The following is a 19,485-nucleotide window of genomic DNA, read 5'->3' as shown; positions in this document are numbered from 1 at the left end:
GTGAGGGCTGTGTCCAATAAATCCAAGGACGCTGACCCCAAGCAACCAGATTCCTCGTTCATTCAGTTCGACGATTCAAAGCAACAGGGCGCCGCTTCGACGGCGTCCGCCCCTCGACGGAAGGCGCTTACTGGCGTCCTGACCGCCGCGTGCGTTGCGCTGATTGTCATATCGCTGGGCTTCGTCCATCCTTCCGAGAGCGGCGCCTGGTCCATTGACTGGATCGTTCAGACTGTGACGGGGGAGAGCGTCGTCACCAAGGACACCAAGGCGTCTGGCTCGTCTGCCGCTTCGGGCGAGGCCAGTTCCAAGGATTCCAAGTCATCGAATGACGCAAAAGATGAGTCCAAGTCCAAGGACGATTCCGAGTCTTCGCACAAGGAATCGGATAAACGCTCGGATAGCAAGAAGTCTGAGGACCAGGACGGCAAGAAGTCTGGCGATAAATCTGCTGCCCAAAATACGGGAGCCGGTGATACTTCCAATGTGTCTGGCGGTGCTTCTTCGGGCGGTGGCCAGTCGTCTAATGGAGCCTCATCCTCTAATGGTGGAAACGCCTCCTCGGGCGGCCAGAGCGGCTCACAGGAGTCTAACTACGTTACGGTGACGGTTTCGGTCACATCGAGCGCTGTGGGCAATCCTGTGTCCTCTGGTGGCACCTTTACCTTTAACGAAGGCGCTACTGTCTACGATGCCCTGTGCGCGCTGGGCCTTTCTGTCAACGCACATGGCTCGTCGTACGGCACGTATGTCTCCGCGATTGGTGGTTTGGCCGAGAAACAGCACGGCGGCACGAGCGGCTGGATGTACTCCGTCAACGGCACAACGCCCATGACGGCCTGCAGCAACTACGTTCTCTCCAATGGTGACAACGTGGTCTGGTATTACGTGACAGGCTAGAGGCCTCGACATAGCGCGCCAGACGGGCGGTTCGGACAAACATCCGGGCCGCCCGTTTTTCGTGCGAATGGGACTGGGCCACCGGGTCTCTCGGTAAACAAAAAAACCGGTTGGAACGGGAATTCCAACCGGTTATACATTCAAGCAAATAGTGAATCGACTACGACCGTGCGCCCTCGAGGAAGAAGCGGCGGCTGAAGTAGTTGTACCAGGTGACGAGGAACGTGGCGATGGCCTTCATGGCTTGGTAGCCGATGCTCAAAAACGTGACGCCCACAAACATGTACAGGTCGTTGAGGCCCAGACCGATCACCGACAGGATGGTGAAAATCGTGAACTCGCGCTTGCGGCTCATGCCTTCGCGGTGGTCGAACACGTACTTCATGCTGAGCCAGTAGTTGACCACGACGGACGTGATAAACGAAACCGTGGTGCTCATCAAAAAGTCGAGGTGGAACAGCTCGACGAGCGCAATGAGCATGCCCCAGTCGATGCCAAAGGAGATAAGACCCACGACAGCAAACTTGAGGAACTGCTTGGTATGAGGTTGTGCCAGCGCCTTGCGCACGTAATCACATCCAATGCGTTGATGAATCGAGCAGAGGATACTTTAGAGCTTTTACAAGGGAAACGTAAGGTCTTTGCCAAGAACTATATGAACTCGCCAAATTTTCAAGAGCTAATCCGCAAACGTTGAAAATTTGCCCGTAAACGAGCGACACCCACGGACGATACTGCGCTGAGTGCGCGTCGTCCGTGGGCGCCGTAATGCTGCAGGGGTTTCGAGCTATTTTGTCTCGTCGCCCTCCAGGAAGATTTTTCGGGTCACAAAGTTGTAGACCATGACAAGCGCGGTGGCGCAGATCTTGGCGATATTGGCCTCGAGTCCCAGGCCGGCGTTGAGGGCCAGCACGATACCGTCGTTGAGTGCCAGACCGATCACGGACAGCACGACAAAGATGATGAACTCGCGGCGGCGGCTCATGCCTTCCTTGTGCGCAAACACGTACTTCATGCTGGCGACGTAATTAAAGATGAGCGAGACGATAAAGCCGCTGGTGTTGGCGATTAGGATGTTGAGGCCCAGACCGTAGTGGAGCAGATTCATAATGCCAAAGTCGATAACCGTGGCAATGACACCGACGACGCCAAATTTCATGATCTGCGCAAGGAGCTTTTGCATGGTACCTGCCTTAAGCTGGCGCCGAAGCGCCGCGGGGATGACAAACTCAGCAAGTTTAGCCAATCCCCGCGGGTGGTGCTAGGCGCGCTCCTCGATAGCACCGTTTCTATATGCATCGAGCAGCTGACGCAGGTCCTGGATTTGGCTGCGGATCTTGGCGCCAGTATCGGTGTCGCTCACCATGCGGCGACGGTCCGCTTGGTCAAAACGGTTGGTCTCGCTTTCGATGTCCACGTTGCGCGTGAGTGCCTCGGCAACCGTCGTAAAGGCCCGGTGCGACTTGAGGCGGCAGCCGCGCGAGCTCGAGATAAGCGTATAGCCGGCGATGCCCGTCTTGGGATGGTAAGCGCGGCAGAAGCCGCCATCGATGACCAGCAGCTTGCCCTCGCCGCGGATGGGCTGCTCGCCCTTGGTGGTTTTAACGGGCGTGTGGCCGTTGATGATGTGGCCGGTCGGCGAGCATGCCATGGGCGCGACGCCAAACTCGCGCATGATATCATCGCAGACCGAGGGCGACTTGGTAAGCGTAAAGTACGGGTCCATCGGCTCGACCCAGGTGCTCTTATCGGCGATATAGGCGCGCTCAAAGGTACGCACCAGGCGTCCGCTGGCGGGTGAATTGAAGCCAATCCACAGGTACCACATCCAGTCGAGGGCATCGCGGTCGCCCACGCGCCACGCGCGGCGGGCGATGTGGTCGCAAAAATCGAGATAATCACGGCCAGCGTGCCAGGTGCCCAGGCAGTTCATGCTGCTAAAGGTGCCGTCCTCGTTGAGCGGCACGCAGCCATGGAAGAGCAGGTTGCCGTTGGCGACCTTGTACATCGAGCCGTGGGAATAGAGGAAATCGATATGGCGATGCAGGTGATCGGCGGTGACAAACTCGGACACGAGCTTGTCGATGATGTGCTGCTCCTGAGACGTGAGCGTATAGGGGTCCGCCGGGTCGACGGTGGGGAAGTCGTTGGTCGTGAGCGGCCACACGCTGCCGTCGGCGAGCGTGACCGTGCCGGTGTCGTGGTCGATCTTGTCGAGTAACAGGCGGTCGGTCATATCGAACTCGGGGTGGCGCTGGATAATCTGGCCCTCGAGCTTAAAGAGCAGCACGTTGATGGCCTTGATCAGCGGGGTGATGGACTCACCGGCGGTGTAGGCGGCATCGGCAAAGGCGACAAGCTCACGCAGCGAGATGCCGTAGTCGTTCTCCAGGATCTCGTAGTTGTCGTAGCGTAGGTTGTTGCGCAACACCGTGGCGATGCAGGCGGGCTCACCGGTCGCAGCGCCCATCCACAGCAGGTCGTGGTTGCCCCACTGGATGTCGAGCGAATGGTAGGTGAGCAGACGGTCCATAATCTTGGCCGCGCCGCCGCCGCGGTCGAAGATGTCGCCCACCAGGTGCAGGTGGTCGACGGCCAGGCGCTTGATGAGCGAGGCGAGCGACTCAATAAAGTCGTCGGCGCTGGCGGTCTCCAGGATGGACTCCACGATGCGCTCGTGATAGCGCACGCGATAGTTGTTCTCGTCCGGGTGCGTGTGCAACAACTCGTCGATGATATAGGCGTAATCGCGCGGGATGGCCTTACGCACCTTGGAGCGCGTGTAGCGGCTTGAAAGTGAGCGAGCGACCATGATGAGCTGGTCAAGCATCGTCTTGTACCAGGTGGGCGAGTCCTCGCGCTGACTGCGGACCAGGTCGATCTTCTCGCGCGGGTAGTAGATGAGCGTACACAGCTCGCCCTTTTCGTCAAAGGAGAGCGTGTCGCCAAAGATCTCGTCGACATGTTCGCGCACGACGCCCGAGCAGTTGTTGAGGATGTGCATAAAGGCTTCGTACTCACCATGCACGTCGCTCATAAAATGCTCGGTGCCCTTGGGTAGGTTAAGGATGGCCGAGAGGTTGATAATTTCGGTAAATGCGGATTGTTCGGTGGGAAACTGTCTCGACAGCAGGCGCAGATACTTGAAGTCTTGCGGGTTGCGATCGAATGCGACCATGAAACACCTTCCGATGGGGCTGGTAAAACTGATAAACAGCATCAAACGTTTATCAGTATGCGCCGCTTTTGTTTTGATTTTGCGCCAGCGGCTGAATTGTCGGCTGAACGGTTTGGTAAATCGATTTAGTGAAGGTAGATGTGTCGGTTGGGTGGAGACGACAGAGGGTGTTTTCTCAGATATTTATGCATGGGGCCGGTGGAGACGATGGTGGTAAAGATGTTCACTATATTTGGTTCGATTTGGTAAATAGTGGACATATGTACAGCATGTAGGCTCACTGTGCGATAATTTGCGCAGCAATGAGTAAGGAGCCTCATATGAGTGATTTTGTCCTGACCTGTGAATCCGCCGCCGACCGAACCCGTGAGTTCTTTGCGGCGCGCAATATCCCTGTCGTGTGTTTTCATTACGAGATCGACGATGTTGTCTATACGGACGATCTGTATCAGTCGATTACGCCGGACGAGTTTTTTGCCCAGATTGCCGCGGGCGCCATGCCCAAGACGTCTCAGGTGAGCGTGGGTGAGTACGAGGAGTTTTGGGAGCCGTTTGTTGCCGAGGGTAAAGACGTGCTGCACCTGACGTTGTCGTCGGGTATTTCGGGCACGTATGGATCGGCTTGCGTTGCGGCGCAGATGCTCGCGGATCGCTATCCCCAGGGCGGCAAAGTGCGCGTCATCGATTCGCTGGCGGCGTCTTCGGGCTTTGGTCTGTTGCTGGAATATGCCGCCGATGTGCGCGATAGCGGGGCTTCACTCGACGAGACGGCTGCCTGGATCGAGGAGCGCAAGCTCAACCTGCACCACTGGTTCTTCTCGACCGATCTGTCGAGCTACCTACGAGGCGGTCGCATTTCGGCTGCGAGCGCGATCATTGGCACGGCGCTTAAGATTTGCCCGCTTATGACGGTCGATTGCGAAGGTAAGCTGTCGCCGCGTGAGAAAATTCGCACTAAGAAGCGAGCGATTTCCGAGATGGCTAAGACCATGATGGCACACGTGCAGGACGGTGTGGATTATTCGGGTAAGTGCATCATGTCGCACTCGGCGTGCCGCGAGGATGCCGAGGCGGTTGCGGCGCTGATTGAGGAACAGGTTCCGCAGCTTAAAGGCAAGATTGAGATCAATGACATTGGTACTCTGATTGGCTCGCATACCGGACCTGGTACGGTGGCACTCTTCTTTATGGGCGACAAGCGCGTGGATTAACGTTCGTGGGCTGGCTGACAGTTTTAACCGTTGCGCCTGTCCCTTCTGACATTCGATAACAGAAAGGGCCCGTTCCGTTGTTTGTGGGGCGGGCCTTGCTGTTGCGGCTAGCGTTTCTTTCCGCGGAAGAAAAAGCCGTGCAGTGACGGCTTGAGGCCGCGGTTGGCGCGATGCTCCTCGACGCGCTCGTGGATCGAAGCGACGCGCTCGATGACTTCGTCGGGAATCGGCACATCGGGATTCATGTTCTCGACTTGGCTGACCTCGGCGGCGGCGACCTGGTCGATAATGGGCACGTCGTCGCGCGAGATGACGGGTGTGGCGTCTTCCTTCATCTTGCGATAACGCTGCATCATGTCGGTCTGTAGCTGCTGGGCCGAAGGCGGTGTCCAGATGATGGCGTTGGCGCCGGCGGCGATGGTCTCGCGAATGCTCTCGGGCGTCTTGCCGCCCGGCGCGATAAGCGGCAGGTTGGGATAGTGCTCGCGCAGCTCGCGTAGGACCTGGGGCGTATTCTTGCCGGCGGCGATGTTGAGAATCTTGGCTCCAGCGCGCACCTTGGCGTGGGCATCGTCGTCGCAGCGAACGACCGTGGCGATGACGGGGATGTCGGCGATGTTGGTGATGTGCTCGACCATCTCGGCAGTAGCGGGGGAGTTGACCACGCAGCCCGCCGCGCCCTGCATCTCGGAGACGGCTGCCATCTGCACGGAGCGCTTACCGGTCGTAGTTCCGCCACCCACGCCTACAAAGACCGGGCACTCGGCGACGGTCAGCAGCGCTTGCGTAATGGCGGGCTGCGGCGTGAAAGGGTAGACCGCAAAGACGGCGTCGGCGTTGGAGTTGCGGATAACCGCGACATCGGTGGTGTAAATGAGCGACTTGATGCGTCGGCCAAAGAGCGTGAAGCCGCTGGCCTCCTCGATCTCGTCGGGCATGCGAAGGGCAGCCTTGCGCAGGCGTCCGTCGATGGGCAGGGGCTCCATAGGGAGCAGGCCGTTGGGCGTGACGGCTACTTGGGGCTCGGTGAACTCGTCTGCGAGCTTGACCTCGGAGAAATCGACCGAGGCGACGATGTCCTCGTGAACCTCGGCGGGCACATCGATGGGAGCTTGGCCGTTTGCCGCGGCAGGCGTGTCGAAGGAGCTGGTGCCGACGAAGGCGTCGACGCGCTCATTTAGATCGTTGAGGGTATCCATGGAAGCTCGATTCTATGTGATAACGGCCGGCGCTATGCAGCCGGAATTGCGAATGCTAAATCGTTTGACGAGTTGATTTTTCCCCGCCGCGCCATCCGTTAGACCGAAGGGCCGGCGAACGTGAAGGAGCTGTGGTGGCGGGTATCGAGGTGCTATCTTGAAAGTCCCGTTTAAAAGAGAGGTGACGCGGTATGGAATTGACAGCTATGTTTGGCTCGATTGGCCTGTGTGTGGCCGCAATCGTTGCCGCCGCGGTCATCTACTTTGTGGTCACGGCCATTAAGGGCAAAAGGGCCGAACGCAAGGAGCGCGCGACGCTTAAACAACATCGTGACCAGCAGGGCAAACGCGCACAGAGATAGCTTGTTGAGTTTTGGATCCGTGCGCTAGCTGCGTTTTCGGATCAGGGCAATGTAGAAGCCCTCAAAGTCGCGGCTAGGCGGAATGGTGAGCGTGCCGGGCAGGCCGTTGGCGATGGCCGATACCTGACCCGCGGCAATGGCCTCGGTCAGGGCGTTGGACTCGATGCGCGGCTCCTCACCAGCTTCCTGGGCGCGGCGTGCTTCACTTTCGCTTGGCGTGCCGTCGAGGGGGATAAGCTCGCAGTCCATGTGCTTGTCGAGGGCTTCTTGCAGGGCGTCCTCGTTTTCCTGCGGCAAGATCGAACAAGTCGAATAGACGAGCGTGCCGCCCGGTTTGAGGGCTCCCATGGCGCGGTCCAGAAGTGCTCGCTGCGAGCGCGCGCACTTGCTCAGCAGCTGCTCGGTCAGGCCGCGCAGGCTTTTCTCGTTGCCGCTGATGACGGTGCCCGTGCCGGTGCATGGGGCGTCGAGCAGGATGCGGTCGAAGCGGAAGAACTCGTCGAGCTCGCGTGCATCGATGCGCATGACGGGCACGTTTTTGGCACCTTGGCGGTGGAGGTTGGACTCAAGCTTTTCGGCGCGGGGAATGCTCATCTCGCAGGCCGTGAGGTGTGCCTGGCCCTGGGTGAGGGCGGCGATCTGCGTCGTCTTGCCGCCAGGGGCTGCGCACATGTCCAGGATGTCCTCGCCGGCCTGAGCGCCCAGGACCAACGGCGGCATCATGGACGACAGGCTCTGCAGATAGATCTTGCCGTCGCGGTAGATGTCGAGATCCCACAGATCGGAAACCTGGGCCTCGGGCAGGATAAAGGCGTCCGGATACCAGGTAACGGTTTGGTGCGCGATGCCGGCGGCATCGAGCACCGCAACGATGTCCTCGGCAGTTGCCTTGAGCGTGTTGGCGCGCAGCGTGACCGGGCGTGTGGCCGCGGCGCCGAAGCCCTCGATCATGAGCTCGGCATCGGTGGGGGCATAGGCGCCGGCGACCGTGTCGACCATAAAGCGCGGCAGGTCGGCGGCGGAGTGTTGGGCGGCAAGCTGGTCAGAAAGCTCGGTAGCGGCAAACTGCCTGAGCTTGAGCTCGGCCTTGACCTGCTTTTTCTGCTTACGACGACGCGGCTTGGACATCCGTCTTTCCTTCCCGTCCCAATTTGACTACTTTCCGGGCACGCCGCTGCTGGCGTGCTTTAGTACTGGCTCTCGTGCTTGCTAAAGAAGTCGAAGCGCGGGGGCAGCGGCTTCACACGGTGCTCGCCGGGCTTCTCGCCCAGGCTCTCTACGAACTCGTCCGTGGAGGCAAAGATGTTATCCCAGCTAAAGAAGGCGACCGGATCGACGTCGAAGTGCTCGCAGATGAGTTCGCAGCCGGCCGGGACGATACCGTGCATCAGGACGGTCGCCACGCGCAGCTCGGTAAAGGCATCGACCAGGGCCTGCGTCATCGCTGCGTTTGCTTCGTCGCCCTCGAGCTTGTTGGCGGCCTTGGAGGCGTCGCTCCAGCGCTTGTTGGCGGCGCGCAGGTAGTCGTCGCACACGGCAAGCGCGCGGTGCGTCTCGAACTTGTACATGGCCTGCTCAAAGGCGAGGGCTGCCTGCTGGGCGGCTTCGACCACGGTGTCAGAAGCGGCACCGGCGGGGATGCAGCCGTTGCGGTAGGGACTCTCGTCGCCTTCCTTGACGGCGACGCCGTAGAAGCAGCTGCGGGCCAGACGGTTGAACACGCCGGTCAGCAGCGCGCTCTCCTTAAGGGCTGGGTCGATAACGCGCTTGTCGTCGCAGGCCCGCACCTCGTTGCCGTTCTTGTCCTTGCCGGTCACGCGGGTGTCGTATGCCTTGGGGCTAAAGCTCACCGGCTTTTCGGACAGGCCGAGCGACAGCCAGTGAGCGCGCATCTGCTCGCAGGTGTAGTGGTTGAGTAGGTCGTCTGCCGGCGGGGGAGGCGTCTGCGAGGACGAGCTGGCCTTTTTGCCCATGTAGAGCAGGTGGTAGCAGGCGCTGACGGTGCTCTGCGTGAGGTCCCAGCCCAGGGCCTCCCACATGGCGGTCTGCGCGACGCAGTAGAAGTAGATGTTGTCCTGACCGATAAACTGGTAGATCTGTGCGTCGTCCGAGCACCACCAGTCGCGCCAGTCGAGCGAGCTGTGCTGGTAGGTGGGCGCGGGCACCTGTGTGGAGTCGGCAGCGGGCTCGCCCATGAGGGCGGCATCCTGGGCGGCGACGCCCTCGGTCACGCCGGCGGCCTTGGCATCGCGCGCGAGCACGGTACGCGTATAGCTGATGGGCGCCCACAGGCTCTCGGGCCAGCACCAGCAGGTGACGTCGGAAACGCCGTCGACCTGGGGCACCGGAACGCCCCAGTCGATGTTGCCGGTGATGCGGAAAGGCACGAGCGCCTTGCCGCTGCGGAAGCGCACGCCGCCGTTGGCGAGCACCGCATGGGCGTCGTCGCGCTCCTTCCAGCTGGGGAAGGTGACGGTAAAGCTGCTCTTGTTTCCCTCGGGCTCCAGCACGGTGTGCTCGGGAAGCTGATCCTCGACGGCATCGAAGGCCTCGCGGAACTTGTTCTGGATGTAGAGCTGGGCCGGCAGCAGCCACTCTTCCATGGTCTTGGAGACCACGGAGCGAACCTGCGGGTTCTGGGCGAGCTTGGCGGTATAGGTTTTCATAAAGTCGAGGTAGGCCGGCAGGTCGAAGTAGAGGTTGTCGACCGGGCGCAGCTCGGGCACCTCGCCGGTGAGCTGGCTTTTGGGCGCGATGAGCTCCTCGGGCTCAAACTGGTGACCCAGGTCGCACTCGTCGGCATAAGCCTTCTCGGACTTGCAGCCCTGGATGGGGCAGCGGCCGATCACCTGGCGGCCGTTGAGGAACGTGCCGGCCTTGGCGTCGTAGAACTGCAGCGTGGAGCGCTTGGAGATGGTGCCCTGTTCGTGCAGACGCTCGATAATCTCGGCGGTCACCTCGTTGTGAATCTGCGCAGCCGGCTCAAGGCCCGAGCCGCCGTAGATATCGCAGCTGATGTTGTAGTTGTTGAGGGTCGCGGCCTGGCGGGAGTGATTGGACTCGACATACTCGGCGATGGACTTGTCGTAGCCCTCGTTCTCCTTGAGCTTGCGGTAGCTCTCCATGATGGGCGAGCCATAGCAGTCGGTGCCCGAGGTGAAGATGACGTTCTCGCGGCCCAGACGGTCGCGCAGGAAGCGGGCGAAGAAGTCGGCCGGGACAAAGACGCCACCGACGTGGCCAAAGTGAAGGCCCTTGTTGCCGTAGGGCTCGCCGGCGGTAACGATGGCGCGGCGAGGCCAGCTGGGACGGTCGTTCATGGAGTATTTGGATGCCATGGGACTCCTTCGCATATGGTGAGAGCGCGGCCGGGCGCAAGGCCTGGCGACGCGGTGGTCAATTCGTGCATATCGTTCGACATTATCGCACATGCGGACGGGTACGTGGCAGGGGCGCTATCCTAAGATGCTATGAATGAGATTTCCAACATACATGCGTTTGAAGACGAGGAATTTCTGCACGCTTGCTTCGTGTGGGGGATGGTCGTAGTCGGCGTGTTTGCCGTGTGCCTGGTGCCGGTGTTTATGCTGCTGGGCGGGCCTGCAGACTTGGATGCGGCTGACGCGGGCGGCTGGATGGCTGTCGTGGGCTGGATAGTCGGCTTGGCTGCGATCTCAATGGCGTCGTTCGCCGTGCACGAGCTGGTGCACGGTGTGTTTTTTAAGCTGCTGGCGCCTGCGGGCGCGAAGGTGACCTTTGGGGCGAATCGCGAGACGGCGATGATCTATGCCTGCGCCGAGGGCGTTGTGTATTCGCGCCGGCGGTACATGGCGGTTTGCCTGGCGCCGACGGTTGTTGTGACGGCGGCGTTTGCCCTGGGATTTGCGTTCTCGGGCTATCCGCTGCTGTGCTACCTGGCGGCCGGCTTGCATTTGTCGGGTTGTGTGGGCGATTGGTATTACGTGCGGACCATTTTGCGCGACCGCCGCATTGTCGCCTGCGAGGATACGTCCTTTGGCGTGCGCTTTTTTGGGTGAGGAGATGTCGATGAAGTCGTTGTTGCTGCATGCGTGCTGTGCACCATGCTCGCTTGAGCCGGTTCGCCTGCTGCGCGAGGAGGGGTTTGAGCCCACGATTTGCTGGACCAACCCCAATATTCAACCGCGCGATGAATGGCAGCGCCGCTTGGACGAGCTGCGCCGGTGGTGTGCCGATGGCGACATCGAGCTCATCGAGGCAGGGGAGGACCGCGATCGCTGGGAGACCGGCGTGGCGCCGCTGGGTGCCGACCGAGCCCGTCGCTGTCGCGCGTGCTATGCCCTGCGTCTGGCCGAGGCGTGCCGCGTGGCCCAGGAGCGCGGGTTTGAGTTTGTGGGCACGACGCTCGCCGTCTCGCCGTACCAGTTGTTCGAAACCTGCAATGATGTGTTGGAGCGTCTGGCTGCCGCCCGCGGTCTCACCCCGGTGATTCGCGATTTTCGCCCGTATTACCCCGAGGCGACACGCCGTTCGCGCGAGCTTGGCATGTATCGGCAGAACTACTGTGGTTGCCGCTTCTCGGCTGTCGAGGCGGCCATGGACCGCGCCCGTATCCGCGACGAGCGCAAAGCCGCCAAAAAGTAGTTCATTTGGGCTGGGGCCTTGAGCTGTCTGTGCGGTACGGTCGTTTTTGGGAAAGTCGATTTAATTAAGCGTGTGATCGTGGCTCGCTTGATACCAAACGACGACTCCTATGATTCTAATCCTCCGTTTGTTAAACATCAGATCCGGACTTGCTGTTGCATATGAATGGGACGACAGCACAATCATGTCGTTTCCTTCTGCAAATCGCCTAATTACCGGTGTTTTACCGTCTGCGAGCGCCAATACAGCACAGCCGTTCCAAGGCTTTGCGGTGGTATCGACAAGTAGTAAGCTGCCGGGAGGGTAAATGCGGGACATTTCGTCACCTTTGATTTTAACGAAAACGCTATGTGGGTGACGCTTGGCTACGTCTACGGGCGCGCAAGCATTTTGTTGGCTGTGCGTGATGCGGCGCTTTTGCGATTCGATATCGATGACGGGAAATGCGCCCTCCATTTCGTGGATAGCAGGGTCTTCGTCGGTGACGATTCTTTTATTTGCGAGCTTTACGGCCAAACCGTTTTCCTCGCCAACAAGTTCATCGCGGGTGCAACCGAAGAGCGCTTGTAACTTTTCAATATGGCGCTCACGGGGGGCATACCGACTTTTTTCCCAACGACAAACGGTCTCTTTAGATACCCCCAACATCTCTGCAAGTTGCGCCTGACCAAGATGCTCCATGGTGCGGAGTTTACGAATATTTGCCCCGAAGCCCATGGCTATAGATCCTCTCGCCACAGGGGGAGGCATAGACAGTTTGTGCCACCATAGCCTTTGGTGAGCTCGTCAATGGATAACGGGAATAATTCCATTCCTGCTTTCTCAAGCGCTTCGTTGGTCCAAACGTTTTCTTCATATACGCATAGTTTTCCTGGCGAGAGCGCAAGGATAGACGTTGCGTTGTTCCGGCGCTCTCTTTCGTAGGCGGTTTGATTCCCGCCTCCGCAGTCAATTACTTTTATTGGTTCGCAACAGGCTGCAGAGAGTATTTCCGGAATCGTGCGATCGATAGGAGTGATCGTAAGGCCCTTTCCGGATCGTTTTAGTTGAATGCTGTATGCATCAACGGCATTGCATATCTCACGATCGATGAGGAACGCGTCGTGATCAATTCTACTTATGAACGTATCGAGGTGGATACGCAGCCCGTCAGAGGGGACTCGAATCGCAATTAGCTCGGTGGTCTGGAATTTATTTGAGGTCAGGAGCTCTTTTGCAAGTGACTCGACGGCGGCGGGTTCAGTTCGGTCAGAGATTCCAACTAAAATTGTCTTAGCACTGATAACAAGAATGTCTCCGCCTTCGATATGGTAACTACTCCTGTTCAAATCACATACTGGGGTTTCTCCCATGATCTTGTGGTGGGTGAATATCTGCCGGTATAAGGCGACCTCACGATCACGCTCAGGCCAATACATATGATTTAGGATGATGCCGTCTCCGACTACCACAGCAGGATCACGAGTGAAAAAAAGCGTGTTGAGGGGATTGACCAAGAGCGAGGCGGGGTCAAATTGCTCGTGCACGAGCGCTCGTAGTGTTTCCGACTGGTTTGAACATAGCTCAGTGTCTCCAAAGCGAATGCCGTTAAGTACTATATTCACCAATTCCTGGGTGTTCTTAGCGTTCTCAAACAGCTGGGTTATTGTCTCGAGGAACTCTCTGCCTGTTGCTCCGCTGCAACGGAGGTAGTCATCAATAAAATATTTAAGTGATTGGGGCTCAGTTTCAAGTGAGTCTTCGAGAAGGTCCCTAATTTCAATGGTTTCTACGCCATGCTTCTTAAGCAATTGAACCATGGAATCGTGCTCATATATTGCTTTGTCGAGGTCAAAACGACCGCTCCATTTTCGCAGGGAGAAAACTTGGCTGAAGTCGGCATCAGGGTAGTTTTGTGTTTCAGCTCCAGGTCGATGGACAAGTACGGCTTTTAAATGACCGATTTCATTTGTTATGTGTACGCCTTGCATGTCTGTCTCCTGTCCTGCTGGTTTTTATATAAGGCTAAGGCAGGTTCCTTGTTGTGTTGCGGAAAAGTTAAAAGACGTATGTAATTGATAAATAACATCAATTTTAAATATCAGATTGATTAATAACGTCACTTTAGCTGCCGTTCATAGGTGAAAAGCGACACGATGGCGATGGTTGGCCGACCAACGCTGAGCAACCTCATACATTTATGGTGCCAGCTGGATAGATGGGAAAAGGAATGAAGGAGGAGAAATGGCAGCGGAAAGTTCGAAAGGCATCAAGCAGTTCAAGGTCCCGCACGTATATGCGATCATCTTTGCACTTATGGTCATCTTCGCTGTTCTCACGTGGATTGTTCCCTCTGGGTCCTATCAGCGTCAGGAGGTGAACGGTCGTGAAGTCGCTGTCGCAGGTACGTATGAGCAGAGTGAAAAGACATATATTGACGAGGAAACCGGGGATGAAGTAGATCTCAGACAAGGCGTCTTCGATGTTCTTCAGGCTCCAACGCGCGGTATACAAGAGGCAATTGAGGTCGTTGCATTCATCTTGATTGTGGGCGGTTCGTTTCAGGTTATTACTAAAACGGGCGCTATCACGAGCGGAATGGGTCGTGTCGTTCGCCGCTTTAAGAACAAAGACATTCTAATTATTCCTATTGCGATGGTTCTCTTTGCATTGGGCGGAACGAGCTTTGGCATGGCGGAAGAAACTCTTCCGTTCTTTGCGATCTTCATGCCAATTATGATGGCTATGGGCTTCGACTCGATGACGGCGTTCATGGTCGTGTTCGTTGGAGCGCGCACGGGTTACATCGCCTCAACGATTAATCCGTTTAATGTTCTCATTGCGCAAGGTATTCTTGGTATTCAGGGCAACCCCCAGCTGTGGCTGCGTATGATTGCCTGGGTTGTTTTGACCGCCGTTGCAATTACTTGGGTTGTCCTCTATGCACGAAGGGTAAAGAAGAACCCTGAGTCATCGATCACATTTGAGGATGATATCGCCAAGAAAGTCGAGTTCGCTGCCGATGAATCTGCCCTTGACGCGGAATTTACGGGTCGTCAAAAAGGCGTGCTTGCGGTATTTATCGCTGGTATGTGCCTTATCATCTGGGGACTTGTGACCCAGGGCTGGTATATGAACGAGATTTCTGCGGTCTTTTTGGCCATGGGCCTGTTGGCTGGTGTTATTGCGGGCTTTAGTCAGGACGTCATCGCTCAGGAATTTGTTGCGGGTATCGCTGACTTTGCTTTCTCGGCAATTGTCGTTGGACTTGCGCGTGGCATCCTTGTCATTGCCTCTGACGGCATGATCATTGATACCATCCTCAATGCGCTCGCTACTGGTCTGGGCGGCATCCCGGCGGTTCTCTTTACTACGCTTCTTTATGCGGTTGAGAACCTCCTGGCGATTCTGGTTCCCAGCTCATCTGGCCTTGCAGCACTGACCGCTCCCATTTTTGGACCTTTGACCGAACTCATGGGCCTTAATCCCGAGGCTGCCGTGTGGGCTCTCTCCATGGGTAGCGCGACGATGTCTTTGATCTGTCCTACTAGCGCCATTCTTGTAGCGGGTTTGGGCGTGTGTAAGATCAAGCTTGGCCAGTGGTGGAAGACCGTTTGGAAATTCTTCTTGGTCGTGTCGCTCATCAATATCGTATTCGTAGCAATCTCGGGACTTATTGCCCTGTAGGTTTCATGGCTGAAATGGAGTAACAGGAATGTCTAAAGGACTGAATGTACACAGCGAGATTGGTAAGCTCAAGAAAGTTGTGCTTCACCGCCCCGGTCGTGACCTTGTGAACGTAAAGGCGGAAGAGTTCGAGGATGTCTGGATTCACGACTGTTTCTATCTTGATGTGGCTCAAAAGGAGCATGATGCCTTTGCGGATCTTCTGAGGAGCGAAGGTGTTGAGGTTCTCTATATGGAGAAACTCGTTGCTGAGGCGCTGGATGCATGCCCCTCGGCTCGCGCTGAGTTTACCGATACATTTATGGCTGAGAGCGGGATTGTCAATCCTCTGCTTGAGCAGGCTGTTCGTGAAAAGCTCGACGCTATTTCAGATTCGTATCAGTTTGTACTTGAGGCTATGGGGGGGTATCGTTATCGTGACCTTGAGCTGCCTCGCGTCTCGACTACGCTTAGTATGATGGATAATGAGGATGCGAAGCCCGATGATTTGGTGTTGAAGCCTCTTCCGAGCTCGTATTTCTCTCGCGATCCTCTTGCTTCCGTGGGCAAAGGCGTTCTGCTTCACCATATGTATTGGAAACAGCGAGATCGTGAAGTGCCCTTCTATGAAGCGATTTTCAAATACCATCCCGATTATGTAGGGACTCCGATTTGGTACGACCATAAGAATCCCTGGCATATCGAGGGCGGTGATGTGCTTAACATTAACGCTCATACCTTGGCTATTGGAATTAGCCAGCGAACTGAGGCGGCTGCGATTGAGGAGCTTGCAAAGAATTTGTTCTGGGGATCTGGGAATTCTGAGATCGATACCGTTTACGCTATTAAAATCCCCAACGGCTATGCTTACATGCATCTTGACACCGTTTGCACCATGGTGGATTTCGATAAGTTCACAGTTTATCCCGGTATTTTTGAGACCCTTCGTGTTTATCGTCTGACTCGTGGTGACTCTGAGGGAATGGTCGCTGTTCAAGAGATTGATGACACGCTTGAACATATTCTTGAAATGGCTACTGGCGTGGAGAAGGTGCAGCTTATTGAGTGCGGTGCCGGCGATATGGTTGAGGCATCTCGCGAGCAGTGGAACGACGGGTCGAACACTCTTGCCGTTGCTCCTGGTAAAGTCTGTGTTTACGAGCGCAATGTTGTCACAAATGATGAGCTCTACAAGAACGGTTTGGAACTTTTGGTCGTTCCCTCCGAGGAGCTGTCCCGCGGTCGTGGCGGCCCGCGCTGCATGAGCATGCCCTTCTGGCGCGAAGATATTTAGTTGCAAATCCACTGTGATAGGAGATGGCGAATATGGGTGTTAACATCGCTGGGCGCAGTTTTCTGAAGCTGCTTGATTACACGACGGAAGAGATTGAGTATCTGCTTGAGCTTTCTGCTAACTTCAAAAGCATGAAGCGTGCCGGTGTTCCGCATAAATACCTTGAAGGTAAGAATATTGTTTTGCTATTTGAGAAGACTTCCACGCGTACTCGTTGCGCCTTCGAAGTTGGTGCACTTGACCTTGGCATGGGTGTAACTTATTTGGATCCGGGCTCGTCCCAGATGGGCAAAAAGGAGTCGATTGAGGACACGGCTCGCGTCCTTGGCCGCATGTATGACGGAATTGAATACCGCGGCTTTGAGCAGACGAAGGTTGAGGAGCTTGCTGCAAAAGCTGGGGTTCCCGTTTGGAATGGGCTGACTACTGAATTTCACCCGACTCAAGTGCTTGCCGATATTCTGACCATGCGTGAAGAGTTTGGAGAGATTAAGGACAGGAAACTTACATTTTTTGGTAAGGCGGCCGGAAACGTCGCCGATTCGCTCATGGTCATTTGCGCTAAGCTCGGCATTAACTACTGTTCTTGCGGCCCAATCGGGGGAAATTCGGAGGGGGCTACATCCTATGACCCTGAACTCCTTGCAGAATGTAGTCGTATTGCGGCCGAGCATGGATCGACGATTACCATTACAGAGGATATTGAGGAAGGCGCTCGTGATGCCGATGTAATTTACACGGATGTTTGGGTTGGCATGGGTCAGCCCGCAGAGCTGTGGGAAAGCCGCATTAAGCTAATGTCGCCGTATCGTGTGACCGCTGAGGTGATGTCTATGGCAAAGCCCGAGGCGATTTTCCTCCACTGCCTTCCGAGCTTCCACGATACTAATACTACTGTTGGTGCCGAAATTGCTGAGAAGTTTGGAGTCACCGAAATGGAAGTCACGGACGAGGTTTTTGAGTCCGATAAATCTCGTGTTTTCCAAGAAGCGGAGAATCGCATGCATACGATTAAGGCGGTGATGTACGCAACGCTTAAGTAGCGGGGCGTTGAGAAAACAGTCGCAAATCTGTTTGCCATACTATATTTCTCTCAACAAGCTGATAGGATACAGGGGAGAATGATGCGCGCGTCAGTCGATTTTTTCGACTGACGCGCTTTGTGAAAGAGGCAAAGATGCGTACCGATGATTTTGACTACAACCTTCCTGAGGAACTGATCGCCCAGGCTCCAGCCGAGCCGCGCGACTCCTGCCGCCTGCTGGTGGTGGATCGCAAGGGCTCCCAGGCGGGAACGCCGCTGGAGCACGGCGGTACCGTTGAGCACTGCATCTTCCGCGACATCATCGACTATATCGAGCCGGGCGACGTGCTCGTCATCAATCAGACGCGCGTGATGCCGGCCCGTCTGATCGGTCGTAAAACGGGATCGGGCGGCGTGGTCGAGACCCTGCTGCTCAAGCGCCGCGAGGACGTGGATCCGCTGGGCCATGTTTGGGAGTGCTTGGTCAAGCCGGGCAAGCGCCTGAAGCCCGGTGCTCATATTGAGTATCGCGCCGGTGGCGCCCATGCGCCCGAGGGGGCTCCCGTGGTGCTGACGGCCGAGGTTGTCGACTTTGTCACCGATAGCCGCGGCGGCCGCCTGGTACGCTTTGAGCCGGCCGGTTGCAATGCCGCCGGCGAGCCGCGCACGCTCGACGAGGCCATCCATGCTGCCGGCCACGTGCCGCTGCCGCCCTACATTACCGATTACGAGGGCGATCCCGAGAAGTACCAGACCGTCTACGCCATGAAGGAGGAGCACTCGGCCGCTGCTCCCACGGCGGGTCTGCATTTTACTCCCGAGCTCATGGCTGCCATCGAGGCCAAGGGTGCCAAGTTTGCCGCCGTCGAGCTCGAGGTGGGTATCGATACCTTCCGTCTGGTGGAGGAGGACGACCCCGCGCAGCACGTGATGCACACCGAGCGCTACCACGTGTCGCAGGAGGTTGTCGACGCCGTGCATAAGGCGAAGGCCGAGGGCCATCGTGTGATCGCCGTCGGCACTACCGCAGTGCGCTCGCTCGAGAGCGCGTTTGACGCGGACGCGCCGGTGTCCGATCCGGCTGTGACGGCGCGCTATTTTGAGGGCCGCGAGGACGGGGCCGACACGCTCGGCCGCGGCGACATCGTGGTGCGCGAGAACGCGACAACGCAGCTCTACCTTATGCCCGGCTCGACCTATCACGTGGTCGACGCGCTGATCACGAACTTCCACGTGCCGCGCTCCACGCTCATGATGCTCGTGAGCGCACTTGCCACCCGCGACCAGATTATGGATGCCTACGCCGCCGCCATCGAAGAGCGTTATCGCTTCTTCAGCTTTGGCGACGCGATGCTCATTCAGTAGGTTACGGCGTTTTACAAACGCCGTAACCGGTCGACGCTGCAAACCCGCCAGAGCGGCAATCTGCCTTTCAACTTCGGCGGCATGACCAGGAAGGTTCCGCCGTTCTGCCGAACGGTGGACCGGGCGACGCTGCGCGGGCCGCATTTGGACAATCTGACGTTCAACTTCAAGGGCGCGACCAGAAGGTCAGCGCCCTTTCGTTTCATGTCACCTTGTCTCAAATGCGACCCGCTCGCTGACTCTGCCATAACATCGGTGTTGCCGTGGTTGTTGAGTAGTCATTGGGCACTTGGCACTTGGGGACGTTCCTTTTAATATGAGCAGGACATTGTCAAGAGGCAAAATCGGGCCTGGCCCCAACGATATGGGGTCAGGCCCTCTCCCTATATCAGCCCGTCCGCGGCGACCTCGGCGTGTCTTACCGACGCTCGTCTTTGCAGTTTAATATCCGCCCGCGGCGATCTCTCGCTGGGCAATCCGTTGCTACGGCTGAGGCTTCTTCGTCGAACCGACAGTCTGTGCACGCGTGTGGCGCCCTGGGCGCTCGCAAAAAGGGACCTGAGGTTCGCCTCAACGGCTTCGGATCGAACCGCTTCCGGGGTGACTGTGGATTGGCAACACCTATTTGGACGATTCCGGGAGGGACAGCCCCGCCTCCCTGAACTCGACCGGAGACATGTAGCC

The 19,485-nt window shown here is 57.2% G+C and carries 17 protein-coding genes; 9 read left to right on the top strand and 8 right to left on the bottom strand.

Going from position 1 to position 19,485, the window contains the following annotated elements:
- The first annotated feature begins 9 nt into the window (after nt 1-9).
- A complete protein-coding gene (locus I2G40_RS04345; protein WP_324252568.1) occupies nt 10-900 on the top strand; it encodes a DUF4430 domain-containing protein in 891 nt (296 codons plus the stop codon).
- 160 nt (nt 901-1,060) lie between these two features.
- Here I2G40_RS04345 and I2G40_RS04340 read toward each other — a convergent pair whose 3' ends face one another.
- The 3 genes from I2G40_RS04340 to I2G40_RS04330 all read right to left on the bottom strand — a co-directional run bounded on the left by I2G40_RS04340 (nt 1,061) and on the right by I2G40_RS04330 (nt 4,078).
- Nucleotides 1,061-1,468: a GtrA family protein gene (locus tag I2G40_RS04340; protein ID WP_022095123.1), complete on the bottom strand. Its 408-nt coding sequence runs from the start codon at nt 1,466-1,468 to the stop codon at nt 1,061-1,063.
- Between the two features lie 219 nt (nt 1,469-1,687).
- Nucleotides 1,688-2,083 carry a GtrA family protein gene (locus I2G40_RS04335; protein WP_195535654.1) on the bottom strand — a complete coding sequence of 132 codons (396 nt, stop codon included), beginning with the start codon at nt 2,081-2,083 and terminating at the stop codon, nt 1,688-1,690.
- A gap of 78 nt (nt 2,084-2,161) precedes the next feature.
- Nucleotides 2,162-4,078: a fructose-1,6-bisphosphatase gene (locus tag I2G40_RS04330; RefSeq protein ID WP_195544310.1), complete on the bottom strand. Its 1,917-nt coding sequence runs from the start codon at nt 4,076-4,078 to the stop codon at nt 2,162-2,164.
- 320 nt (nt 4,079-4,398) lie between these two features.
- Between I2G40_RS04330 and I2G40_RS04325 the strand changes: the two genes are divergently transcribed.
- On the top strand, nt 4,399-5,289 hold the full coding sequence (locus I2G40_RS04325) for a DegV family protein (protein ID WP_195544309.1): 891 nt from the start codon (nt 4,399-4,401) through the stop codon (nt 5,287-5,289).
- Nucleotides 5,290-5,396: 107 nt separating this feature from the next.
- Here the strand turns inward: I2G40_RS04325 and I2G40_RS04320 are convergent, their stop codons facing one another.
- Entirely contained in the window at nt 5,397-6,488 is a 1,092-nt protein-coding gene (locus I2G40_RS04320) for a beta/alpha barrel domain-containing protein (protein ID WP_195544308.1), read from the bottom strand.
- 191 nt (nt 6,489-6,679) lie between these two features.
- Here I2G40_RS04320 and I2G40_RS04315 point away from each other — a divergent pair, with 191 nt between their 5' ends.
- On the top strand, nt 6,680-6,850 hold the full coding sequence (locus tag I2G40_RS04315) for a hypothetical protein (protein ID WP_158556936.1): 171 nt from the start codon (nt 6,680-6,682) through the stop codon (nt 6,848-6,850).
- Between the two features lie 24 nt (nt 6,851-6,874).
- Here I2G40_RS04315 and I2G40_RS04310 read toward each other — a convergent pair whose 3' ends face one another.
- Together I2G40_RS04310 and I2G40_RS04305 are read right to left on the bottom strand one after the other, a co-directional pair.
- Nucleotides 6,875-7,978 carry an RsmB/NOP family class I SAM-dependent RNA methyltransferase gene (locus I2G40_RS04310; RefSeq protein WP_195544307.1) on the bottom strand — a complete coding sequence of 368 codons (1,104 nt, stop codon included), beginning with the start codon at nt 7,976-7,978 and terminating at the stop codon, nt 6,875-6,877.
- Nucleotides 7,979-8,037: 59 nt separating this feature from the next.
- Complete coding sequence (locus I2G40_RS04305) at nt 8,038-10,188, bottom strand: methionine--tRNA ligase (protein WP_195544306.1); 2,151 nt, start codon at nt 10,186-10,188, stop codon at nt 8,038-8,040.
- A gap of 132 nt (nt 10,189-10,320) precedes the next feature.
- Between I2G40_RS04305 and I2G40_RS04300 the strand changes: the two genes are divergently transcribed.
- Together I2G40_RS04300 and I2G40_RS04295 are read left to right on the top strand one after the other, a co-directional pair.
- Nucleotides 10,321-10,887 (top strand): DUF3267 domain-containing protein, encoded by a 567-nt coding sequence (locus I2G40_RS04300; protein WP_195544305.1) that lies wholly within the window; start codon nt 10,321-10,323, stop codon nt 10,885-10,887.
- Between the two features lie 10 nt (nt 10,888-10,897).
- On the top strand, nt 10,898-11,473 hold the full coding sequence (locus tag I2G40_RS04295) for an epoxyqueuosine reductase QueH (RefSeq protein ID WP_195544304.1): 576 nt from the start codon (nt 10,898-10,900) through the stop codon (nt 11,471-11,473).
- 60 nt (nt 11,474-11,533) lie between these two features.
- On the opposite strand, the gene I2G40_RS04290 is transcribed toward I2G40_RS04295, so the two are convergent.
- Both I2G40_RS04290 and I2G40_RS04285 read right to left on the bottom strand, forming a co-directional pair.
- A complete protein-coding gene (locus I2G40_RS04290) occupies nt 11,534-12,190 on the bottom strand; it encodes an XRE family transcriptional regulator (RefSeq protein WP_052044062.1) in 657 nt (218 codons plus the stop codon).
- 2 nt (nt 12,191-12,192) lie between these two features.
- The gene (locus I2G40_RS04285) at nt 12,193-13,443 is read right to left on the bottom strand and encodes an arginine deiminase (protein ID WP_138112882.1); all 1,251 of its coding nucleotides are present in this window, start codon (nt 13,441-13,443) and stop codon (nt 12,193-12,195) included.
- A 253-nt stretch (nt 13,444-13,696) separates the two neighbouring features.
- On the opposite strand from I2G40_RS04285, the gene I2G40_RS04280 reads away from it, so the two are divergent.
- From I2G40_RS04280 to queA, 4 genes are all read left to right on the top strand, one after another.
- On the top strand, nt 13,697-15,139 hold the full coding sequence (locus tag I2G40_RS04280; protein WP_195544303.1) for a YfcC family protein: 1,443 nt from the start codon (nt 13,697-13,699) through the stop codon (nt 15,137-15,139).
- 28 nt (nt 15,140-15,167) lie between these two features.
- Nucleotides 15,168-16,412: an arginine deiminase gene (locus I2G40_RS04275; RefSeq protein WP_138112878.1), complete on the top strand. Its 1,245-nt coding sequence runs from the start codon at nt 15,168-15,170 to the stop codon at nt 16,410-16,412.
- 32 nt (nt 16,413-16,444) lie between these two features.
- On the top strand, nt 16,445-17,455 hold the full coding sequence (argF, locus tag I2G40_RS04270) for an ornithine carbamoyltransferase (protein WP_195544302.1): 1,011 nt from the start codon (nt 16,445-16,447) through the stop codon (nt 17,453-17,455).
- Between the two features lie 134 nt (nt 17,456-17,589).
- Complete coding sequence (queA, locus tag I2G40_RS04265; protein ID WP_195544301.1) at nt 17,590-18,801, top strand: tRNA preQ1(34) S-adenosylmethionine ribosyltransferase-isomerase QueA; 1,212 nt, start codon at nt 17,590-17,592, stop codon at nt 18,799-18,801.
- Nucleotides 18,802-19,485: the final 684 nt, after the last annotated feature.

Source organism: Collinsella aerofaciens, from assembly GCF_015558785.1.
In the GTDB taxonomy this organism is placed as follows: domain Bacteria; phylum Actinomycetota; class Coriobacteriia; order Coriobacteriales; family Coriobacteriaceae; genus Collinsella; species Collinsella aerofaciens_P.
Note: the sequence above shows the minus strand (reverse complement) of the source record. Positions and strands in the feature narration are given on the sequence as shown.